The organism is Rhizobium sp. NFR07 (assembly GCF_900111905.1).
In the GTDB taxonomy this organism is placed as follows: domain Bacteria; phylum Pseudomonadota; class Alphaproteobacteria; order Rhizobiales; family Rhizobiaceae; genus Neorhizobium.
On record NZ_FOKM01000015.1, the window covers coordinates 48,576 to 66,848 of the forward strand.

The following is an 18,273-nucleotide window of genomic DNA, read 5'->3' on the forward strand; positions in this document are numbered from 1 at the left end:
ACGGGCGGCTTCAAAGGTCCGAGCCGGCTGAACAAGCAGGGCAGGTTTGCGGGCCAGCAGGTTTCGACCTGCTTGGGACCGCGAGCCTGCTCTCGCGCAGAGAGGTTCGATCGGCCGCTCCGCGGCGCGACAGCGGCCTTGAAACGACCGGCCGCCGGTTTAGACCGCAGCGAAGAAGAAGGGCAGTCAGGCACGGGCACGAGTTCTGCCTCGAGGGGCAAGGAACAGTTTATGGCCAAGCTCGCCATCCCGCCGACATCGAAGTCAGGCAAGTCCGCATCGGCGCCTTCGTTTTGGCCCCGCCCCTTATGTCGCCCGACGATGCACAGGCACATCGTCCCGACGTTGGAGTGCACCGATGATCTGCTCTTGCACCGCCAGCCTGCATGCAATCATGTCGAGCTCGACCCAGCGCTCGAAGGTGAGACGGTCAATGAGTTCCCGATAGTAAGTACGAGTGCCGGATCTTCGACTCGTCCGGCTCTGGACGTTCACTGTCGTCGCCTGCCTTCCCGCGCGCGCCATAATCTGCCGGGTCAGACATTCCAGATGCCGCTGGGTTTCTCGCGGGGCGCGGATCGTTTTAGCCCGCTGTTTCGGAGCGCGGATGTCGATCATGTCACGTCCCCGGGCGTCGGCAGTCGATGAAGAAGGATGGCAATCATTTTCAGCATTGTGCGCGAGATTGACGACGAAGCCGTCCGCACTGGTGTTGAACGCCACCCCCGAACATCGGGGGTGGGTGCTGCCATGTTCGACTGGCAGGCGGCGGTCATGCTGCCGCTCGCTGATCGAAGTCATCGTCCTGCTCTCCGTCGTCAGACAAATCCGAATCCTGTAGATCGTCCTGATCCGCCGCCTCATCAATCTGCCCTTCCGGATCCTCAGCGGGGCCGTCACCATGATCGCCTTCGTCATCATGCGGGGCCGTGCCGATGGTATCGGTGGGAGAGCTTGCCCGGAGCCAGTCGAGCAACTCGTCAGCAGGTGGGGTGAAGCGGGCCGATGCATGGACGAAGCGCTCGTTCTGGAAATGCTCGACCAGCGCTGCGCGGGTCTCGCGAACCTTCTGACGCGGCTGGACAGACGCTTCAGTGCAAGTCGCCTCCAACGCCTGGCGAGAAAGGCACAGGAGGAACTCCACCGAACCCATGTTCGGCAGGTATTCGTCGGCGCCGATCGCCTCACCGGCGATGCGCGAAACCATGCCGCTGTTCGACATGCCGCGGCGGCACGAGAGAACATCCATCAGCACCGAGCGAACGGCGACCCGAAGCGTGTCCTGATCAAAGGCGAGCTCGCCATGCTCGTCGAATAGGGTAACGGCATGGCGCGAAAAGCGCTTGCCGCCGTAGAACGTCCCTCCTGCACCGGAATCGACACGGACGTTCTGCCCAGCAAAAGCTAGCACCATCAGCGCCATCAGCATGTCGTCTTCGATCGGCGCGCGATCTAGAGCCTCGTGCAGGGCGTCGGTGCGAAAATCGCCGATCATGTCATGGCCCTTCTGGGTCACGTCAGGCCGAGCCTTCTGCGTCGTGAATGCACCGGCATCATCGCTTCCTTCCGCAGTTCCCTCAGCGCTGCTTCCCTTCAGCTTGGCCGTTTCGGGCAGCCGGTAATGCACCGTCTGCACCTTGCCATCGCGGTCAAGGTAAAGCGCGGTGTGATCGGACTTGGACGGCTTGCCATAGACTTGCGCCGCCTTCTTCGGCAGTTCCGGCTGACCCCAGCTGTTGACCTCGACGATGGCGCCGCGCTTCGGCAAGTTGCTCGTCATCCATTCATGCTGGGCGCCGAGGAAGCCCTCGACATTCGTCGTGTAGCGACCGTCCTGGTCGGCCGGTGCGAAGCGGTCCTCGACCCACTCGATACCATAGGCCTGGGCGAGATCGTCGCCAAAGCTCGCGTCCCTGGCATACATGCGCTTCTTGGTGAGAGCGTTGGCGATCTGCCACCACGGAGCAGTATCGCCTTTCTTCGGCTTATGCGCCTTCCAGACTTCCTTCTGGTCCACCTGGCCAGCGGCGGCGATGATCCGCAACTGCTGCTCAGACGGCATGTCACCGAGCGCCATCTGTTCGAGCATCGCCGGCAGGACGTTGGCGAGCAGCCGCAGCTTGCGGATCTGACGGACCGGAAGAGCGAGGGCTACGGCAATGGCTTCCTCGGTCCAACCCAGAGCAACGAGACGTTCGATGCCACGCCATTGATCCACGGGGTTGAGCGCCTCGCGGACGCTGTTTTCGACCATCGAGCGCATGGCGCCGTTGTCGTTGGCAGCATCGACGACGAGGATTTCGATTTCTTCCAGTCCGGCGGCGATGGCCAATCGAACCCGGCGATGCCCGGCGTCGATGATATAGCCGTTTCCACCATCCGTTTCCGGGGCGACCACCGGCGGCTGGACGATGCCGACGGCCTTGATTGTCGCCAGCATCAGTGCATCCGCCTGCGGCGACGACTTCGTCTGGCGCATCCGGTCAGGGTTTTCCTTCAGCGCGCGCGGGTCAACCTTCATGATCTGCATGGGATTTATCCTTTCGGGAGGTTCCGGACCGGCGCCTTGCCGGCCCTTCTTGTCTTCATCTTTTCCTGAAGACACCTCCCGGACCGCGGGGCGGCCGGGCTGCCGCAACTGCGGCCGAGCATCCCTGCTGGGAAGGGCAAGCGGGGCTTCCAGCCCTGCGTAGGACAATCAGCCGGGATGGCGCAGGCGGCGGTTGAGCGCTAGCGCCGGCAGGAGGACCGATCTGCGACCCGTTCTTGCCTTCTGCTTTCCTCTTTCTCAAATCCTCATTTCTCAGTTCGGGCCAACCGCTCGACGACCGGAGAATGCTGGCGGCGGTTACTCCGAGGATGGGACTAGGTTCGCCGTCCAAGAAGGGACAAACCATCGGCGAGCATGCGCTTCAAGCTCAGTTTCCTGCTCTCCGGTCTGGCAGAGGCAATTTCGGGCATAGCAATGGCAGCGGGTGATGGATCGGCGGCCTCGGATTGCACGACGGGGAGAGGCTCTTCGGCTAATGCGGCAACAACGACGTGCGTAATCGTCGTTTCATCCGATTTGACCGAAACGGCGACCTGTCCACCGGAACGGAGGCGGTCGACACCAATTTGAGCGGCCTCGTGCTCATCTTGAGCTTCGACCAGCGATGTCTGCGTTACCAGAAAAAATGGCATGTGTTCCCACAGAATGTTTTACCGCAGATCTCATTCGCAAAGGTGGCGCGGTCAAGGTGCAGCACCGTATTTGCAGTCGGATCGGAGACAAAAAAGGCGCTCGACCCGTGAGGGGAGCGCCTTCTTCTGTATCCCGGGACACTGTCAAACGCCGCGGCGATTGCAGCGAGCAGGACATCGTCTCATCGGGAAGTGATGGTCAGATATTATCGGCGAAGAGCAATTTCAAGTCGAGATCAGGGATCGGGGCTGATTGATTGAGCCAGACGCGCGTTCAGCGTTCAAAAGCCGATCGGCAAAGTAGCGCGATGGCGTGGTCCCAAGTGCCTTCCTAAACATGATGATGAAGGCCGTCGTGGATTCATACCCTAGGTCACCTGCTACCTGCTGGACTGTTGCGCCACCCGCCAGTTCCCGCAGCGCGATGACGAGATGAAGCTGACGCCGCCAACGGCCGAAGCTCAATCCCGTCTCCTGGACCATAAGCCTCTTTAACGTTCGCTCACTGAGGGCGACATGCTCCGCCCATTGATCAAGGGTTCGGCGGTCGCTCGGGTTTGCCAAGAGCGCCGCAGCTATCGAGGCGATCTTTGGATGAGCGGATATAGGCAGCTCCAACCTTTCGCGCGGCATCAGCGCGAGCTCATCGAGCATGACCCGCATGAGGCGCTCGACATGAGCGTCGCGAGCATCCCGTTCTGGTAGGTCCGCCAACCTATGGATCATCTCCCGAAGCATCGGCGATACCGAAAGCGTACAGCATTCGTATGGAAGCGTGGCCGCGCCGGGCTCGACGAACAGGTATGTCAGACGGGCATTGGACGTGACCTGATTGCTGTGAGAAACACCGCCAGGGACCCAGAGCCCACAGTCGGGTGGCACGATCCAGACCCCGCTTTCCGCGGTGCATGTCACCGCACCATGGAGCGCCAGGATCAGCTGACCCTGCGGGTGCTGGTGCTGCACCCCCTCGGCTTCATAATCGGCGAAGTCCACTCTGAACGCCATCGCCGGCCCATGCGAGGAGCTGAGATCTATCGCGGTGCTGCAGGACGGCTTCATCAAAGGTTGGCCTGATTTCGAGATCATATGGCATTATCTCGACTTTCGCCCATCAAGCAATCCTTTAAAAATCGGCTCAGCAAACTATAGGAGAAGAGCCATGCGTGTTGCCGTGGTTGGCGCGACCGGCAGGATCGGTGCCAGACTGACCGAGAACCTCTTGGCCAAAGGCCATTCCGTCAAAGCTCTGTCGAGAGGAGGACCTGCCCTCGATGGCCTTGTGGCAAAAGGCGCAGAACCGTTCCTTGGCAGCTTCGACACCGGGGACGGTGACCTCGGCAGGTTCTTCGAAGACGCCGACGCTGCGTTCTTGATGGTCAAAACCCTTTGGGCGGCGGAAGATTTTCACGGGCACTACCCCGCGGTAGCGCTTCGGTTTTTCGACTCGCTTCGGGATTCCCCAGTAAAGTTTGCCGTGAGCCTGACCGCAATGGGATCCGAGCTCAGCGGCGACACCGGCCATTTCCAGGGCTTCCATATCCTGGATCAGATCCTCAACCGGTTACACGACATCAAGCTGGTGCATCTGCAGGGTGGGTGGTTCATGGAGGACCTGTCCAGATGGGCGGACGCGATCGCGCAGCACGACAGGATCGGCTTTACGCTCGCCCCCGACGTCAAAGCGCCCTGGGTTTCTATTGAGGACCTCGCGGATTTCGCCGCGAAGGAATTCGACACGCCGACTCGGCAGCACCGGTTGGTGAAGCAATTGGGCATCGATTGCACGATGCACGAGATCGCCGCGATCATCGGCCGAGCACTCGGCAGAGAAGTGGACTATCGCTTCGTCGATCCGATCAATCGTGAGATCGAAACGACATTCCGGGAGAGGTTTGGGACGCTTGATCGGTGGGTCTATGACAAGAACACCGCGGCGGCTCTGAACGATGGGCGGGTCAAGTTCCGCGATGATCGGCAGGCACTGCCCACGACAATGGAAGACTTTGTGAAACGTACCCTCGTCCCGCTGATCGAGAAGGCACGGACGGAAGGCGTCAAACCGGAGACCTTCCTGACGTGGAGCTCACAAAGATAATGCTGGGTTAGATCTCGACGAAGAACAAAAAAAGGGCCGCCGGCAAAAGCCGCGGCCCATGAAATGTGGAGATCTGTAACCTCCAGAGGGGAACAGCTGCTGCGACGGAACTGGGAGGTGACCGTCATGTGCATCAGCTGGAGGCGTTATGCCCGAATTTTGACCAACTGGAAAACATTTATTGTGCAACGCAGCTATGCAGCTGCCGCGACGGTCTCGTTGTCCAGGTCTGCCGCCAGGTGAGCTTCGATTGCCCGCAGCGTCAGCCTCTTTACCTTCAGGTCGTCTGCGAAGGCGAAAGCGCCCCCGTCTCGGAAACGATAGGAAACCAGACGGCGCTCGACCTCCCCCAGTCGCCGGCCGTCTCGACGCCCATTACCCGCAGTCCATGGATTGTGTCTGCTGGAAGACGCAGACAGTGGATCGGCAGGCCAGTCACCGCTTTCGCAACGCCGCCGACCGGAACAACTGTCGTTTCAGCCGACGTCACGCGGGTGATCGCATGCGCGGCTCCCCATGTATCGGCGACGGCGGCACGTGCGGTCAGGCCCCGTGCTCTCAGCCCGTTGACCAAACCAGAGATCAGCAGATCTTCGCCGCCCTGCAAATGATCGGCGCCTTCCGTGTCCATGACGATCCCGTCCATGCCATCGACGGCTACGACCGGGCTGTACTGGCGGAGCGCCCATAGCGCGAGGCGCTCAAGGGCAGCGGCGTCGGCGCTGGGATCGGCATCGATCATCGTCAGATTGGGGACGATGGCCTGGGCTTTGCTCGCCGGCATGCCGATCTTGAGGCCCAGTTTACGCGCGGCGGTATCGGCCGCCGAGATCCAGCGTTTCGACCCCGATTTCGAAATGACGACAAGCGGCTGGTCAACTGGCACGGTTCCCTCTCCATGCCGACGTATCCGATCTGTTGGCAGAGTGGGGAAGTAAACACAAACGACCCTCGGCATCACAGGCTCCTAGTTCGAACTCAGCACACTCGCCTGCTTTCACGCGCATCAATTCCGCCAGCCATCGGGCCCGGCCGACCCCTGCCACTGGCAGTTCCTCCGACGGAAGCACGCTGACCCTCCAGCGTGTTGTCGAGGCCGTCGGATTGCCGAAGTCCGACGCTTCCGTCTGCCGCCGCCATCGCCGGACGACGAGGCCCATTGTTCCTGTCTTTTCGGCAGCCAGCTGCAGCCGCCGGGATGCCACCATCGGCAATCGAACCAGCTCTCCGACCACGGCTGCCAAACCACCGAAAGAGAGCCCTTCTTCCATGGACGCCAGGACATCCTCCTCCTTGTCACCTTCGCAGAAGATCACTCGGTCGGGATGCAGGCCGGCCTGGGCAATAGCGGGGAAGAAGAGGTCAGGCCTCGTCAGGCACCAGAGCACTTTGCCTTTCGAGCGCGCGGCAATGCCGGCGGCGAACAACGCTGCCGCCGCGCCGTCGACCGTGCCAGAGCCGCCACCGGCAATTTCATGCACGGCACCATAGGCCAGTCCGCCGCCCGGTAGCCGTTCGTCCATTTGGCGAACGCCGAAGGGAAGCACGACGGCTTTTCTTGACGCACTCCCCTCCAGGTGCGCGATCCGGTCTCTAAGTTCCTCGATCATCCGAGGATTGTAGGCGCGCGACATCGTTCACGGACCTCCTCGGTTCGCGTTGCATGGACCTCATGTCCCCGAAAATTGTTGACGTTCCTCTTTTGTTCCGTGTTCTTGAAGGAGTCAAGCCGGTCTTAATGAGCTTATTTAGGCTCCGCTAAACCGCTGAAGGCGAAATGATGAAACGAATCATCAGCCTAGGCTGTGGGAGCCAAGTGACTCCACCGCCTCATTTTATTCGCGTTTTGCACAAGGACCTGAAAGATGCGGCGGCGTGATAGCGGCCGAAACGAAAAAGCCTGCCGCGGGAGGAGGTGCGGCAGGCTTTCCGAAAATATCCGAACAGCAACTGGGAGGAGGAGTGTTGCTGTTCCCGCAAACGCCCTTGGGAGGAGGAGAGGACGTCTGCCAATCGAACCGACGCGGGAGGAGGTGCATCGCTTCGATAGACACATCATACGGGTTCTCCCCGCCTATTAAATAGACTTTACTGCAGCGCAGTTATGCCGAGAGCGCACACCAATTCCGGCTGGGCAAGGTCGATCATTCAGAAGGGATGGCGCTCCTGTCCAACTCCCCTTGCTCAGCTCCATGGAACAAAACGATTATCTCTTGCCTTTTGCTTGTTGAGGTCGCGTGCTGTGTCAACCGGACGTGACAGGGATGACGAACGCGATGATTTTTCCGGTTTCTCATCGCGGCCAACGAAACGGCAGCCGAGCGTCTTACCTGTCCGGCCCGCGCCTCGTCCCCGTCTTCATCCGAGACGGGAGGCGGATTTTTACCGGGGACTGCCATGGCCAGCGACAAGCTCTCGACCTACAAGCAGAAGCGCGATTTTCAAAAGACGCAAGAGCCGAGCGGCGCAGCGAAGCTGAAGGCCTCGAATCGCAGGCGCTTCGTCATCCAGAAGCACGACGCAACCCGGCTACATTATGATCTCCGGCTTGAGCTCGATGGGGTGTTCAAATCCTGGGCAGTGACCAAGGGACCGTCGCTCGATCCGCACGACAAGCGTCTGGCGGTCGAGGTTGAGGACCATCCGCTTGACTACGGCGACTTTGAAGGCACGATTCCGAAAGGCCAATATGGCGGCGGCACGGTGATGCTCTGGGATCGCGGCTATTGGGAGCCGGAAGGCAGCAAGAGCCCCGAGCAGGCTCTGGCTAAGGGCGACTTCAAATTCACCCTCGAAGGCGAGCGACTGCATGGCAGCTTCGTTCTGGTGCGGATGCGTAATGACCGTGACGGCGGCAAACGCACCAACTGGCTGCTGATCAAACACCACGATGATTTCTCCGTCGAGGAAAACGGCGCGGCAGTCCTGGAAGAGAACGCAACCTCTGTTGCCTCCGGCCGGACGATGGAAGCGATCGCTGCCGGCAAGGGCAAGAAGCCAAAACCGTTCATGATCGAAAGTGGCGACGTGCAGGCGGATGCCGTGTGGGACAGCAACCACGGCCTTGCAGCGGAAGAGCGCAAAGCCGAAACCAAAGCCAAGAAGAAAGCGCCGGCCAAAGCTGCCAAAGCAGCGAATGCCGCAATGCCGGACTTCATCGCGCCGCAGCTCTGCGAGACGCGCGAGCGTCCGCCTGCCGCCGATGGCTGGATCCACGAGATCAAGTTCGACGGATACCGCATCCAGATGCGCATCGAAAACGGCGAGGTCACGCTCAAAACCCGCAAGGGCCTCGACTGGACGGCAAAGTACCCGGCAATCGCCGAATCCGGCGCCGCGCTTCCGGACGCTATCATCGACGGCGAGATTTGCGCGCTCGATGAAAACGGCGCGCCGGACTTCGCAGCACTTCAGGCGGCACTGTCAGAAGGCAAGACCGATACACTGGTGTATTTCGCGTTCGACCTCTTGTTCGAGGGCAATGAGGATCTCCGACAACTGCCGCTGACCGAGCGGAAGGATCGGCTGCAGAAACTGCTCGATGACGCTGGCGAGGATCCCCGCTTGCGCTTCGTCGAGCATTTCGACACCGGCGGCGACGCCGTTTTGAAGTCGGCCTGCAAGCTGTCGCTCGAAGGCATCGTCTCCAAACAGGCGGATGCTCCCTATCAATCCGGCCGCACCGAGACCTGGGCCAAATCCAAATGCCGGGCCGGCCATGAAGTCGTCATCGGCGCCTACGCCACGACCAACGGCAAGTTCCGCTCGCTGCTGGTCGGCGTCAACCGCGGCAGCCATTTCGTCTATGTCGGCCGTGTCGGCACGGGCTACGGCGCTGGCAAGGTCGATGTCCTGCTGCCCAAGCTGCGCGCGCTGGAAACAGCCAAGTCACCGTTCACCGGTATCGGGGCGCCGAAGAAGGATCCCAACGTCGTCTGGGTGAAGCCGGATCTGGTGGCGGAGATCGAGTTCGCCGGCTGGACTGCCGACGGGCTCGTCCGCCAGGCGGCCTTCAAGGGACTGCGGGAAGACAAACCAGCAGGGGAAGTCGTCGCCGAGAAGCCGGTCGAACCAGCTGAGGTGAAAACGCCCGATCCGGAGACAGAGGCCATACCCAAACGGCCCGCGAAGCCGCCGCGCAAAGGCGGCAAGGAAGATGTCATGGGTGTGTTGATCTCCAACCCGGACAAGCCGCTTTGGCCGGACGCCAACGATGGCGAACCGGTCACGAAGGTGGAACTGGCTCGTTACTACGAGGCCGTCGGCCCTTGGCTGATCGATCATATCAGGGGCCGGCCGTGCTCGATCATCCGGACGCCTGACGGAATCGGCGGCGAACAGTTCTTCCAGCGCCATGCGATGCCGGGGACATCCAATCTTCTGGAACTGGTGCAGGTCTTCGGCGACAAGAAGCCTTATCTGCAGATCGATCGCATCGAGGGCTTGGCCGCCATCGCCCAGATCGGTGGTGTCGAGCTTCATCCCTGGAATTGCGAGCCGAAACTCCCTGAAGTGCCGGGCCGCCTCGTTTTCGACCTCGATCCGGGTCCGGACGTCCCCTTCTCCACCGTCGTCGAAGCCGCCCGCGAGATGCGCGATCGGCTGGAGGAGCTTGGCCTCGTCAGTTTCTGCAAGACGACGGGCGGCAAAGGGCTGCACGTCGTCACGCCGCTCGCCGCGGCCAAGGGTAAGAAACTGGCCTGGCCGGAGGCCAAGGGCTTTGCGCATGATGTTTGCTTGCAAATGGCTCGTGAAAACCCAGAACTCTATCTGATCAAAATGGCCAAGAACCAGCGCAATGGCCGCATCTTCCTCGACTATCTGCGCAACGATCGCATGGCGACCGCTGTTGCGCCTTTATCTCCGCGTGCCCGTCCCGGCGCCACCGTATCAATGCCGCTGACATGGGCCCAGGTGAAGACGGATCTCGATCCGAAGCGGTTTACGATCCGCACCGTGCCGGCTCTTATTGAGAAGACGAGCGCCTGGCAGGATTATTACGACGGACAGCGCTCGCTGGAGCAGGCAATCAAGCGGCTCGCCAAGTCGATGAAGCAGGCCGCCTGAACGCGCCAGCGATCAAAAACCGTAGCGCCGATCAAGTTCTTCCAGCGCAGCCTGCACCTCATCGATCGAGACTGGAGCTGTTCCCGGTAGCTGACGAAGGGCGGGCTTGGAATCGACGGCGTAAAAGTCCGACGCCCACGCTGCGAGGATCGCGCGCCTGTCATCGACGGAAAGGGTCGGCGCTCTCACCACGTCGATCGGTCGCCGAAGCTGCATGCCCTGAAGCAAGACCGTTGGTCCCATCGCCATCGCATTATTGGTGGCCTGCTGAAGCAAATCGTGCATCATCGGACTACCTCACTGCACATGAGGATCCTTGTCTCGCCACAAGCGCGAGGCGGCGATCACATTGGTTTCCGGCGCCAGCAGATCGTGTTTCTCGGCAAAGGCAGCAAACAGGCCGCGCGCTGTCTCGGCTTCAATTTCACCACGCAGCGCGGCGCTGCATGCCTTGAGCGCGATCGAATGCGCGGTGTCCCGGTTTGAGGCCGGCCACTCGGAAAGATGCCGGTAGGCGTCCATTACGCTACGAACCTCTGCCGGAAAGCCGAGGCCGACTAGAATGGAAACAGGCTGTCTGAACATATCGGGTTTCATCGTTCTCTCCTTCCCACCCGGAATGTTGATGGGCGCCGTCGCGACGGCGCCCTTGTTGAGGGACAGTGTCGATTAAGCCGCCTTCTGCGCTTCGATCTGTGCCGGAGCTGCAGATGCCAAAGCTGGGGCGCTTTCGATGGTAATTTTTCGCGGCTTCAGTGCCTCGGGGATCTCACGCACCAGATCGATCGACAGGAGACCATTTTGCAGATCGGCGCCGTTCACCCGCACATGGTCGGCAAGTTCGAAGCGGTGTTCGAACGGCCTCCCGGCAATGCCGCGATGCAGGTAGCCATCTGAGGAAGCTTCCTGCTTCTTGCCGGTGACTGTCAGAAGGTTGGACTGGAAGGTGATGTCGAGATCGTCCAGGGCGAAGCCTGCCACAGCAATCGAGATCCGGTAGCTGTCATCACCGGTCTTGACGATGTCATAGGGCGGCCAGTCGCTGATCGAGCGAGCGCGCTGGGCGTTTTCTAGAAGATTGAAAACCCGGTCGAATCCGACGCTCGAACGGTAGAGCGGTGCATAGTCGTAAGATGTTGCCATAGCCATATCCTCCTTGAAGCAACATGGGTACGGAAGCGCCGAAAGACGGCGCCTCCAGCAAGGCCAACCCTTTCATCAGCGGCTGGCAGCAATCGATTTGGTTTCTGAGATTTTCGGATTCAAGACTACGGTCAGAAAAAAATTTTGACCTTTTTTGGGGCTGCGGAAGGCACTCAATCGAGCGCGTAAACAGCAGCATTATCCTGGACTTCGCGAAGCCCTTTGTAGGAGGCGTGACGGAGGTTTCCGTCGTCCGTCCAGCCGCGAAACTCGATCTCGGCGATCAGCGTCGGCTGCGCAAAAACATAGTTCTTGCCCTTGAGTGGAACGACCGGCGTTCGAGTTTTCAGCATGTCGAGCGTCTTCTTCAGATAGGTCGCATCCTTTTCCTTGAAGCCCGTGCCGACGGCGCCGACATAGATCCAATCATGGCCGCGCCGGGCAGCCAGCAACAGACTACCGATCCCGCCTCGCGCGGCGGCTGACTGTTCGTAGCCGACGATCATGAAGCTTTCACTCTGAATACATTTGATCTTCAGCCAGTCGCCTGTTCGCCCGGATCGATATGGGCTGTCCCGATGCTTGGCGATAATGCCTTCCAATCCAAGCGAACGAGCGTTTTCTAGGAGCTCGGCGCCGTCACCCTGCACCTCCTCGGAAAGCTGTATCGCGCCAACGGCTCCGTCGAGAAGATCTGTCAGGAGATGCCGGCGGACCGAGAGTTCGGTCTTCGTCAGATCATGTCCGTCGAAATACAGGAGATCGAAAGCAAAGAGAACGGACTCGGTAGAGGTTCGTTTACCGCCGCGTCCGCCGAGCGATCGCTGAAGGGCGCCGAAGTCGGAGCGGCCTTGCGCATTGAGCACGACGGCTTCTCCATCGAGAATCGCGGTTCCAACCCCCAGCTCTTTGGCAGCTGCCGCAATCGCGGGAAAGCGATGTGTCCAGTCATGGCCGCCCCGCGTGATGATCCGCACGCCCTTCGGCTCGATGTGGATCGCCAGACGGTACCCGTCCCACTTTATCTCGTAGGCCCAATCCGGTCCGACCGGCGGCGCCGCCTTCAGCAAGGCCAGACATGGCTCGATCCGATCGGGCATCGGATCGAAGGGAAGATTCGGCTGTGCGGGGTCACGCTTGCGTCGCGGCTGGGATTTCGCGGTGAAGCTATCGTCCCGCAGGAGCGGTTTCGCGGGTCTTTTCATTTGCCGATCCGGGTTTCAGCGGCGACCGACTTCTTCAAGGCATCCATGATGTTGATGACGTTACTCGGGGCGGGCGCCGAGGCCGGTGCTTTCGCCTTGGCCTTTGAAGGCTTCTTCAGCGCCTTCTTCTTGGCCGCGATGATGTCGAGCAGCCGATCCTGGACCGGATCAATGACCATCTTCGGATTCCAGTGCTGGGTCTGCTTTTTGATCAGTTGCTGCACCAGGGGCATCATGTCACTATCCGCCCTCTCATCGCCGATCCCGGCGAAGTAGGTATCCTCGTCACGGACTTCATCCCCGTAGCGCAATGTCCAGAGCACGATACCCTTGCCACGCGGTTCCAGCATGACGGCGCGCTCGCGGCGGGTAATGACCAGTCGCGAGATGCCGACCATGTCCTGGGATTCCATTGCATCGCGAATCACCGAAAAGGCCTCTTGGCCAACCGGATCGTTCGGAGACAAATAATAGGGGGTGTCCAGCCAGATCCATTCGATGCTGTCGCGGGGTGTAAACGTCGAGATATCGATCGTCTTGGTACTGTCGAGCGCGACGTTTTCAAGCTCCTCGTCTTCCAGCATGACATAGTCGTTCTCGCCACGCTGGTAGCCTTTGACCTCGTCTTCGTCTTTCACCTCCTTGCCGGTGACGGAATCCACATAGTGGCTGACGACGCGGTTCTGGGTCTCGCGGTTGAGGGTATGGAAGCGAACCTTCTCGTTTTCGGAGGTCGCCGGCATCATCTGCACCGGTCAGGTCACCAGCGACAGCTTGAGATAGCCTTTCCAGTAGGGACGAAGAGCCATGGTATCCTCCAATCAACCGGCGCGGCGGGTTGGCGCAGTGACTTGTTTCGCCTTGGCCGCGGCGGCAGGCTTTGCTGCCTTTTGTCGGGCAGCACCCTTGTGGGCGTTGGCGGCAGTGGGCTTCGATCCCGCTTTGCCGCCGATACCGGCGCTCTCGCGCAGGGCCTGGAGCAGATCGCTCTGTTTGGAAACCGCCGGCGCCTTCTTCTTTGGAAGCGACCGACCCTCGATCTTGGCCTTCACTAATTCCGCGACGGCGGCCTCATAGCGGTCATCGACGGTGCTGGCATCGAAGCTTCCCTTCTTGGTGCCAATGATATGCTGGGCAAGCTCCAGCATTTCGCCTTCGATCTTGAGGTCGGGCAGTTCCTCGAAGGCCTCCTGAGAGGAGCGAACTTCATAATCGAAGTTGAGCGTCGTGGCGATCAGACCTTTGCCGTGCGGCCTGATCAACACTGTGCGCATGCGGCGGAAAAGGACCGTGCGCGCGATCGCCGCGACCTTGGCCTTCTTCATGCCGTCGCGCAAAAGCACGAAGGCATCGGTGCCCATCTTGTCCGGCGCCAGGTAATACGGCTTGTCGAAATAGACGTCGTCGATTTCGTTGCAGGGGATAAAGGCGTCGATCTTGAGGGTCTTGTCGCTATCAGGAACGGCGGCCGCCACCTCGTCCGGCTCGAGGATGATATACTGGCCGTTTTCGATCTCGTAGCCTTTAACCTGGTCGTCTCGCTCGACGGGATCGCCGGTCTCGCTATCGACGAACTCGCGCTTGACGCGGTTTCCGGTTTTGCGATTGAGCGTATTGAACGCAATGCGTTCCGACGAAGAAGCCGCGGTGTAGAGGGCCACCGGACAGGCAACCTCTCCGAATTTGATGAAGCCTTTCCAATTCGCTCTTGGGGCGACCATGACGCAAAACTCCTGACACAACCAATGCGATTCAAGCGAATCGACATGTAATTGTTCCGAGTCGAAACGAATCATTTTTCAATGACTTAGGCCGATTGGGGCGCTCGTTTTGCGAGTCTGCGCTAGGCTGTTGATTCCGGTGCATCTTTTCGCGATCACGCGCGTTTCCCTGTACAGCACCCTGGAGGAGTCCTGCCATGAGCAAACGCGAACTGATCGATACCGGAACCGACAAGCGCTATGTCCGCCGTGACAAGGAAGGCAAGTTCAAGGAGAGCGTCGACGTCTCGCGATCGCTGTCCGCCGATGCCCGTCGCGACGCGAAGCATGATGCGAAGCCCGGCCAGGGCGACAGGGGCGATCGCAAACACTGACGGCAACGCCGGTGAAGCTCGCCACCTATAACGTCAACGGCATCAACGGTCGCCTCGACGTCCTGCTGCGGTGGCTGGCCGAAGCGCAGCCTGATGTCGTCTGTCTGCAGGAACTCAAGGCGCCGGATGAAAAGTTTCCGCGCCGCGAGATCGAGCGGGCAGGCTATGGCGCCATCTGGCATGGTCAAAAATCCTGGAATGGTGTGGCGATCCTAGCCCGGGACCAGGAGCCGCACGAGACGCGCCGCGGCTTACCGGGCGATCCCGACGATAGCCATAGCCGCTATATCGAGGCGGCCATCGATGGTATGATCGTCGGCTGCCTCTATCTTCCAAATGGCAATCCGGCACCTGGGCCGAAGTTCGACTACAAACTCCGCTGGTTCGGGCGGCTGCATTCCTACGCGGCGGAACTGTTTGAGCTCGATGTGCCGGTCGCCCTTGTCGGAGACTTCAACGTCATGCCGACCGACCTCGACGTCTACAAGCCGGAGCGCTGGCGAGACGATGCCCTGTTTCGGCCGGAAGTACGGGCCGCCTATGCCGAGCTCATTGCCATGGGCTGGACGGACGCCGTCAGGCTGCTGCATCCGGAAGAGCGGATCTATACGTTCTGGAAGTATTTCCGCAACGCCTTCGCCCGCGATGCCGGGCTGCGCATCGACCATTTTCTTCTCAGTCCGTTACTCCGGGAGCGACTGCAGACCTGTGGTGTCGACAAATATGTGCGTGCCTGGGAGCACACCAGCGACCATGCCCCGGTCTGGATTGAACTGGATGATGATTAGTCCGTTATCGCCAAACCCATCGATGACAGAGGAGCAGACAGACAATGGCAGAGGGACAAGACGTTGATGCTGCGGAGTTCGCAGACCAACTTTCGGCGATGACCGACGAAGAACTGTTTGCGCTGATGCAAAAGCTTGAAGACGAAAGCGAAAATATCCCCTCCGAAGACCGTGATAGCAGCGAGGTCTTTGTCAGGATCGCCATGGTTGAGACCGCGATCGAAGAGCGATTTCCCGGACAGCTATTGGCGCCATATAAGGACTGGCAGCAGCGGCGGATAGATATCTGAGGAGCGAAGATCGTGACAAATGGACCCGACAAAGCCGAACGACTGTCAAGCGTCTGGATGATCTTGTCGCCGAAATTATCGACCGGTTTGCGAATGAGGGCCATGGAACGGTCACAGTGATCGAAACGCTTCAAGACGTCATTGCAAAACATCGCTTGGCTTACGACCGTGACCCCGATCCGGCTGAAGACGTTGAGGAACCTGCGAACGATTGGCCCGCCGCGGCGACCCCATCAACAGAGGTGAAAAAGTAACGCTTATGCTGCCCTCCCCCGAGCACCCCGGTCCAGCCGAGACGGCGAAGACCCTCACCCGGAGCCAACGGGACGCGTTACGAGCGATCGCGTTTTTCCGGCGCCAGCGCAAGGCGGGGAAAGGGTGGCTGGTTGGCGACAGGCGGCTGTCCGAAAAGCTGGTCGAGCGCCTTGAAATGATGGAGCTGGTGGAAGAGAGCTTCATCGGCGGTCAGCCGACACTTCAGTTGACCATCGTCGGGCGCGCCATCGAGGCAAAACTGCAATAGTCGTGGCACGAGTCCTGTAGTTTTTTCAACAGTATCGGCTACAAGCAGACACTCAACGAAATCGGGATCGTAACCCACGTTTAGAAGGTTATAGATGTGTCCTACCAATGCAGTAAGTGCGACGCAGAGTTGGAAGAGGGTTTTTTGCTTGAAAAGGGGGACGGACCCCTTGTCATCAGAGACATGGATTGCAGGCAAGCCCGTGAAAGGCATCTTTTCTGGTTTGAGCCTCAAGGGCAAAGTAGTTTATGACGTGGTGACTTTTCGTTGCACCGCATGCGGTTACCTCCACTCTTATGCATTGAGCAAGCAATAGGCGGACAAGGGCATTCCCGGAATTGCGTAACATTCGATGATTCTGCGGTCCGGTCGTCATTCTGCAGATTTCCCATTGGACAATAGCGACAACACACGGTGGGCCGCGGCATCCTCCTACCATGCTAACTCCATGACCGTTCGCAACACTTCGCGGTCGGCCAGCTTTCGCAGCGCGCCTGAATGACCGAGCGCGCCAGCCCACTCGGCGATCAGTTCATACTTACCAACCGCAAGGCCACTTCGGGGTACGCTCATCTGTATTCACCTTCATTCTGTTCGATGAGCTCGTTTTAGAGGGCTTGCGCATACCGTCTGTTAGACCGTGAGAGGTCGCTTTACAAATCCGATGAAAGTCGCCTGTGCCTACCCGGCCTGGGACTGAAATCCGTCCTCCCGCCAAGGTACGAAGCTTCGTCGAAGCGCTATTGGACGAATTCGGGAAGGCTTATGCCGGCTAGACAAGGCAGGAGTTCTGGCAACAGGTGAGTTCCGCAGATAGCGAGCGACAAAACAACTCTTTACCGGGGCAGAGGGTCGATATGGTTCGAAACCTAAATCTGGCTGGAATTGTTTGCGAACACTCCGACTTCCGGCGAGTGAACAGCAACGGGATCGAAGATAGACGATGGCCGACTTCTTTGAAGGTTTCACTGAACAGTATGTAACCACATCGCATGGCGAGATTCGTGTGCGGCATGGCGGGTCTGGCTTCCCAATCCTCCTTCTTCACGGGCACCCGAGAACGCATACGACCTGGTTCAGGGTGGCTCCCCAACTTGCGCGTCATTTCTCCGTTGTTTGTGCAGACATGCCCGGATTCGGGCGGAGCTATCAGCCGAAAACACTCGCGGATAGTTCGGGAAAAGCGAAGGCCGCGGCATTACATGAGTGTATGGCAATTCTCGGTCACTGCAGATTCGGGATCGCGGGCCACGATCGTGGATCGTATCGCGCATTTCGGCTGGCAATGGACTTTCCTGAAAGTGTGTCAGGCCTTGTCGTCATGGACGGCATTCCGATTTACGAGGTCTTGAGCCGCGCAGAGTGGCGCTTTGCAAAGAGCTGGTGGCATTGGTTCTTTTTTGCGCAAAGTGAAAAGGCTGAAGCTGCAATCCGCAGCAATCCCGAACTTTGGTATCCCGCGGAAGCAGCCATTGGGTCAGGAAATAATCGGGATTACCTCACCGCCACCCGAGACCCTGAGGTGGTGCGTGGCATGCTTGCTGATTATCGCGCAGGACTTGAGTTTGATTACGACGATGACAAACGCGACAAGGAGGCTGAGCGACACCTCCAATGCCCCCTGGGAGTTCTCTGGTCACGGCAGGACGATATGGAAAGGCTGTACGGAGACCCAGCAGACCCCTGGTCGGACTGGAGCGACCGGATCGTGCTGCGGCATGGTATCGAAAGTGGACATCACATGGCAGAAGAGTCCCCTGATGAGGTTGCTAACCAGATTGAGGCATTCTTCGCACAAATACGATGAGCGTTCGCTGAGAAAAAGACCCGACCAACTCGGGCGGTGGCTTGGCCGCATCAGCAGGCCTATCCCCTCCGATG

At 59.6% G+C, this 18,273-nt stretch carries 19 protein-coding genes and 1 pseudogene; 7 read left to right on the top strand and 13 right to left on the bottom strand.

The window, feature by feature from the left end; translation table 11 throughout:
• Positions 1-306: 306 nt before the first annotated feature.
• The 4 genes from BM216_RS34740 to BM216_RS25820 form a co-directional block, all read right to left on the bottom strand.
• Positions 307-801 (bottom strand): hypothetical protein, encoded by a 495-nt coding sequence (locus tag BM216_RS34740; RefSeq protein WP_244530332.1) that lies wholly within the window; start codon positions 799-801, stop codon positions 307-309.
• Positions 773-2,530, bottom strand: a complete 1,758-nt coding sequence (locus BM216_RS25810) for a ParB N-terminal domain-containing protein (protein ID WP_093002087.1) — start codon at positions 2,528-2,530, stop codon at positions 773-775. Before BM216_RS25810 ends, BM216_RS34740 begins: the two co-directional genes overlap by 29 nt.
• A 335-nt stretch (positions 2,531-2,865) precedes the next feature.
• Positions 2,866-3,183, bottom strand: coding sequence for a hypothetical protein (locus BM216_RS25815; protein ID WP_093002088.1), 318 nt, complete (start codon positions 3,181-3,183; stop codon positions 2,866-2,868).
• A gap of 225 nt (positions 3,184-3,408) precedes the next feature.
• Complete coding sequence (locus BM216_RS25820) at positions 3,409-4,272, bottom strand: AraC family transcriptional regulator (protein WP_093002089.1); 864 nt, start codon at positions 4,270-4,272, stop codon at positions 3,409-3,411.
• 73 nt (positions 4,273-4,345) lie between these two features.
• On the opposite strand from BM216_RS25820, the gene BM216_RS25825 reads away from it, so the two are divergent.
• A complete protein-coding gene (locus tag BM216_RS25825; protein ID WP_093002090.1) occupies positions 4,346-5,281 on the top strand; it encodes an NmrA family NAD(P)-binding protein in 936 nt (311 codons plus the stop codon).
• Between the two features lie 361 nt (positions 5,282-5,642).
• On the opposite strand, the pseudogene BM216_RS25830 reads toward BM216_RS25825, so the two are convergent.
• A pseudogene (locus tag BM216_RS25830) lies at positions 5,643-6,239 on the bottom strand (DNA polymerase Y family protein); the annotation flags it as partial.
• Positions 6,157-6,915: an ImuA family protein gene (locus tag BM216_RS25835; RefSeq protein ID WP_093002091.1), complete on the bottom strand. Its 759-nt coding sequence runs from the start codon at positions 6,913-6,915 to the stop codon at positions 6,157-6,159. The gene BM216_RS25835 and the pseudogene BM216_RS25830, both read right to left, overlap by 83 nt.
• A gap of 763 nt (positions 6,916-7,678) precedes the next feature.
• Between BM216_RS25835 and ligD (BM216_RS25840) the strand changes: the two genes are divergently transcribed.
• A complete protein-coding gene (gene ligD / locus BM216_RS25840; RefSeq protein WP_093002092.1) occupies positions 7,679-10,348 on the top strand; it encodes a DNA ligase D in 2,670 nt (889 codons plus the stop codon).
• A gap of 12 nt (positions 10,349-10,360) precedes the next feature.
• Here the strand turns inward: ligD (BM216_RS25840) and BM216_RS25845 are convergent, their stop codons facing one another.
• The 6 genes from BM216_RS25845 to BM216_RS25870 form a co-directional block, all read right to left on the bottom strand.
• Entirely contained in the window at positions 10,361-10,636 is a 276-nt protein-coding gene (locus BM216_RS25845) for a hypothetical protein (protein ID WP_093002093.1), read from the bottom strand.
• Between the two features lie 9 nt (positions 10,637-10,645).
• Entirely contained in the window at positions 10,646-10,945 is a 300-nt protein-coding gene (locus BM216_RS25850) for a DUF982 domain-containing protein (RefSeq protein WP_093002094.1), read from the bottom strand.
• 72 nt (positions 10,946-11,017) lie between these two features.
• On the bottom strand, positions 11,018-11,491 hold the full coding sequence (locus tag BM216_RS25855; RefSeq protein ID WP_093002095.1) for an Hsp20 family protein: 474 nt from the start codon (positions 11,489-11,491) through the stop codon (positions 11,018-11,020).
• 173 nt (positions 11,492-11,664) lie between these two features.
• On the bottom strand, positions 11,665-12,696 hold the full coding sequence (gene ligD / locus BM216_RS25860; protein WP_093002096.1) for a non-homologous end-joining DNA ligase: 1,032 nt from the start codon (positions 12,694-12,696) through the stop codon (positions 11,665-11,667).
• The gene (locus tag BM216_RS25865; protein ID WP_244530333.1) at positions 12,693-13,448 is read right to left on the bottom strand and encodes a non-homologous end joining protein Ku; all 756 of its coding nucleotides are present in this window, start codon (positions 13,446-13,448) and stop codon (positions 12,693-12,695) included. Before BM216_RS25865 ends, ligD (BM216_RS25860) begins: the two co-directional genes overlap by 4 nt.
• Positions 13,449-13,517: 69 nt before the next feature.
• Positions 13,518-14,417 carry a non-homologous end joining protein Ku gene (locus BM216_RS25870; RefSeq protein ID WP_093002097.1) on the bottom strand — a complete coding sequence of 300 codons (900 nt, stop codon included), beginning with the start codon at positions 14,415-14,417 and terminating at the stop codon, positions 13,518-13,520.
• Positions 14,418-14,614: 197 nt separating this feature from the next.
• Here BM216_RS25870 and BM216_RS25875 point away from each other — a divergent pair, with 197 nt between their 5' ends.
• The 4 genes from BM216_RS25875 to BM216_RS25895 all read left to right on the top strand — a co-directional run bounded on the left by BM216_RS25875 (position 14,615) and on the right by BM216_RS25895 (position 16,392).
• Positions 14,615-14,791, top strand: coding sequence for a hypothetical protein (locus tag BM216_RS25875; protein WP_080573236.1), 177 nt, complete (start codon positions 14,615-14,617; stop codon positions 14,789-14,791).
• An 11-nt stretch (positions 14,792-14,802) separates the two neighbouring features.
• On the top strand, positions 14,803-15,579 hold the full coding sequence (xth, locus tag BM216_RS25880) for an exodeoxyribonuclease III (RefSeq protein ID WP_093002098.1): 777 nt from the start codon (positions 14,803-14,805) through the stop codon (positions 15,577-15,579).
• A 44-nt stretch (positions 15,580-15,623) separates the two neighbouring features.
• Positions 15,624-15,869, top strand: coding sequence for a hypothetical protein (locus BM216_RS25885; RefSeq protein WP_093002099.1), 246 nt, complete (start codon positions 15,624-15,626; stop codon positions 15,867-15,869).
• 211 nt (positions 15,870-16,080) lie between these two features.
• Positions 16,081-16,392 carry a hypothetical protein gene (locus BM216_RS25895; protein WP_244530334.1) on the top strand — a complete coding sequence of 104 codons (312 nt, stop codon included), beginning with the start codon at positions 16,081-16,083 and terminating at the stop codon, positions 16,390-16,392.
• A gap of 432 nt (positions 16,393-16,824) precedes the next feature.
• On the opposite strand, the gene BM216_RS34185 is transcribed toward BM216_RS25895, so the two are convergent.
• On the bottom strand, positions 16,825-16,965 hold the full coding sequence (locus BM216_RS34185; protein WP_177230913.1) for a hypothetical protein: 141 nt from the start codon (positions 16,963-16,965) through the stop codon (positions 16,825-16,827).
• A gap of 370 nt (positions 16,966-17,335) precedes the next feature.
• Between BM216_RS34185 and BM216_RS25900 the strand changes: the two genes are divergently transcribed.
• On the top strand, positions 17,336-18,199 hold the full coding sequence (locus tag BM216_RS25900; RefSeq protein ID WP_093002102.1) for an alpha/beta fold hydrolase: 864 nt from the start codon (positions 17,336-17,338) through the stop codon (positions 18,197-18,199).
• Positions 18,200-18,273: the final 74 nt, after the last annotated feature.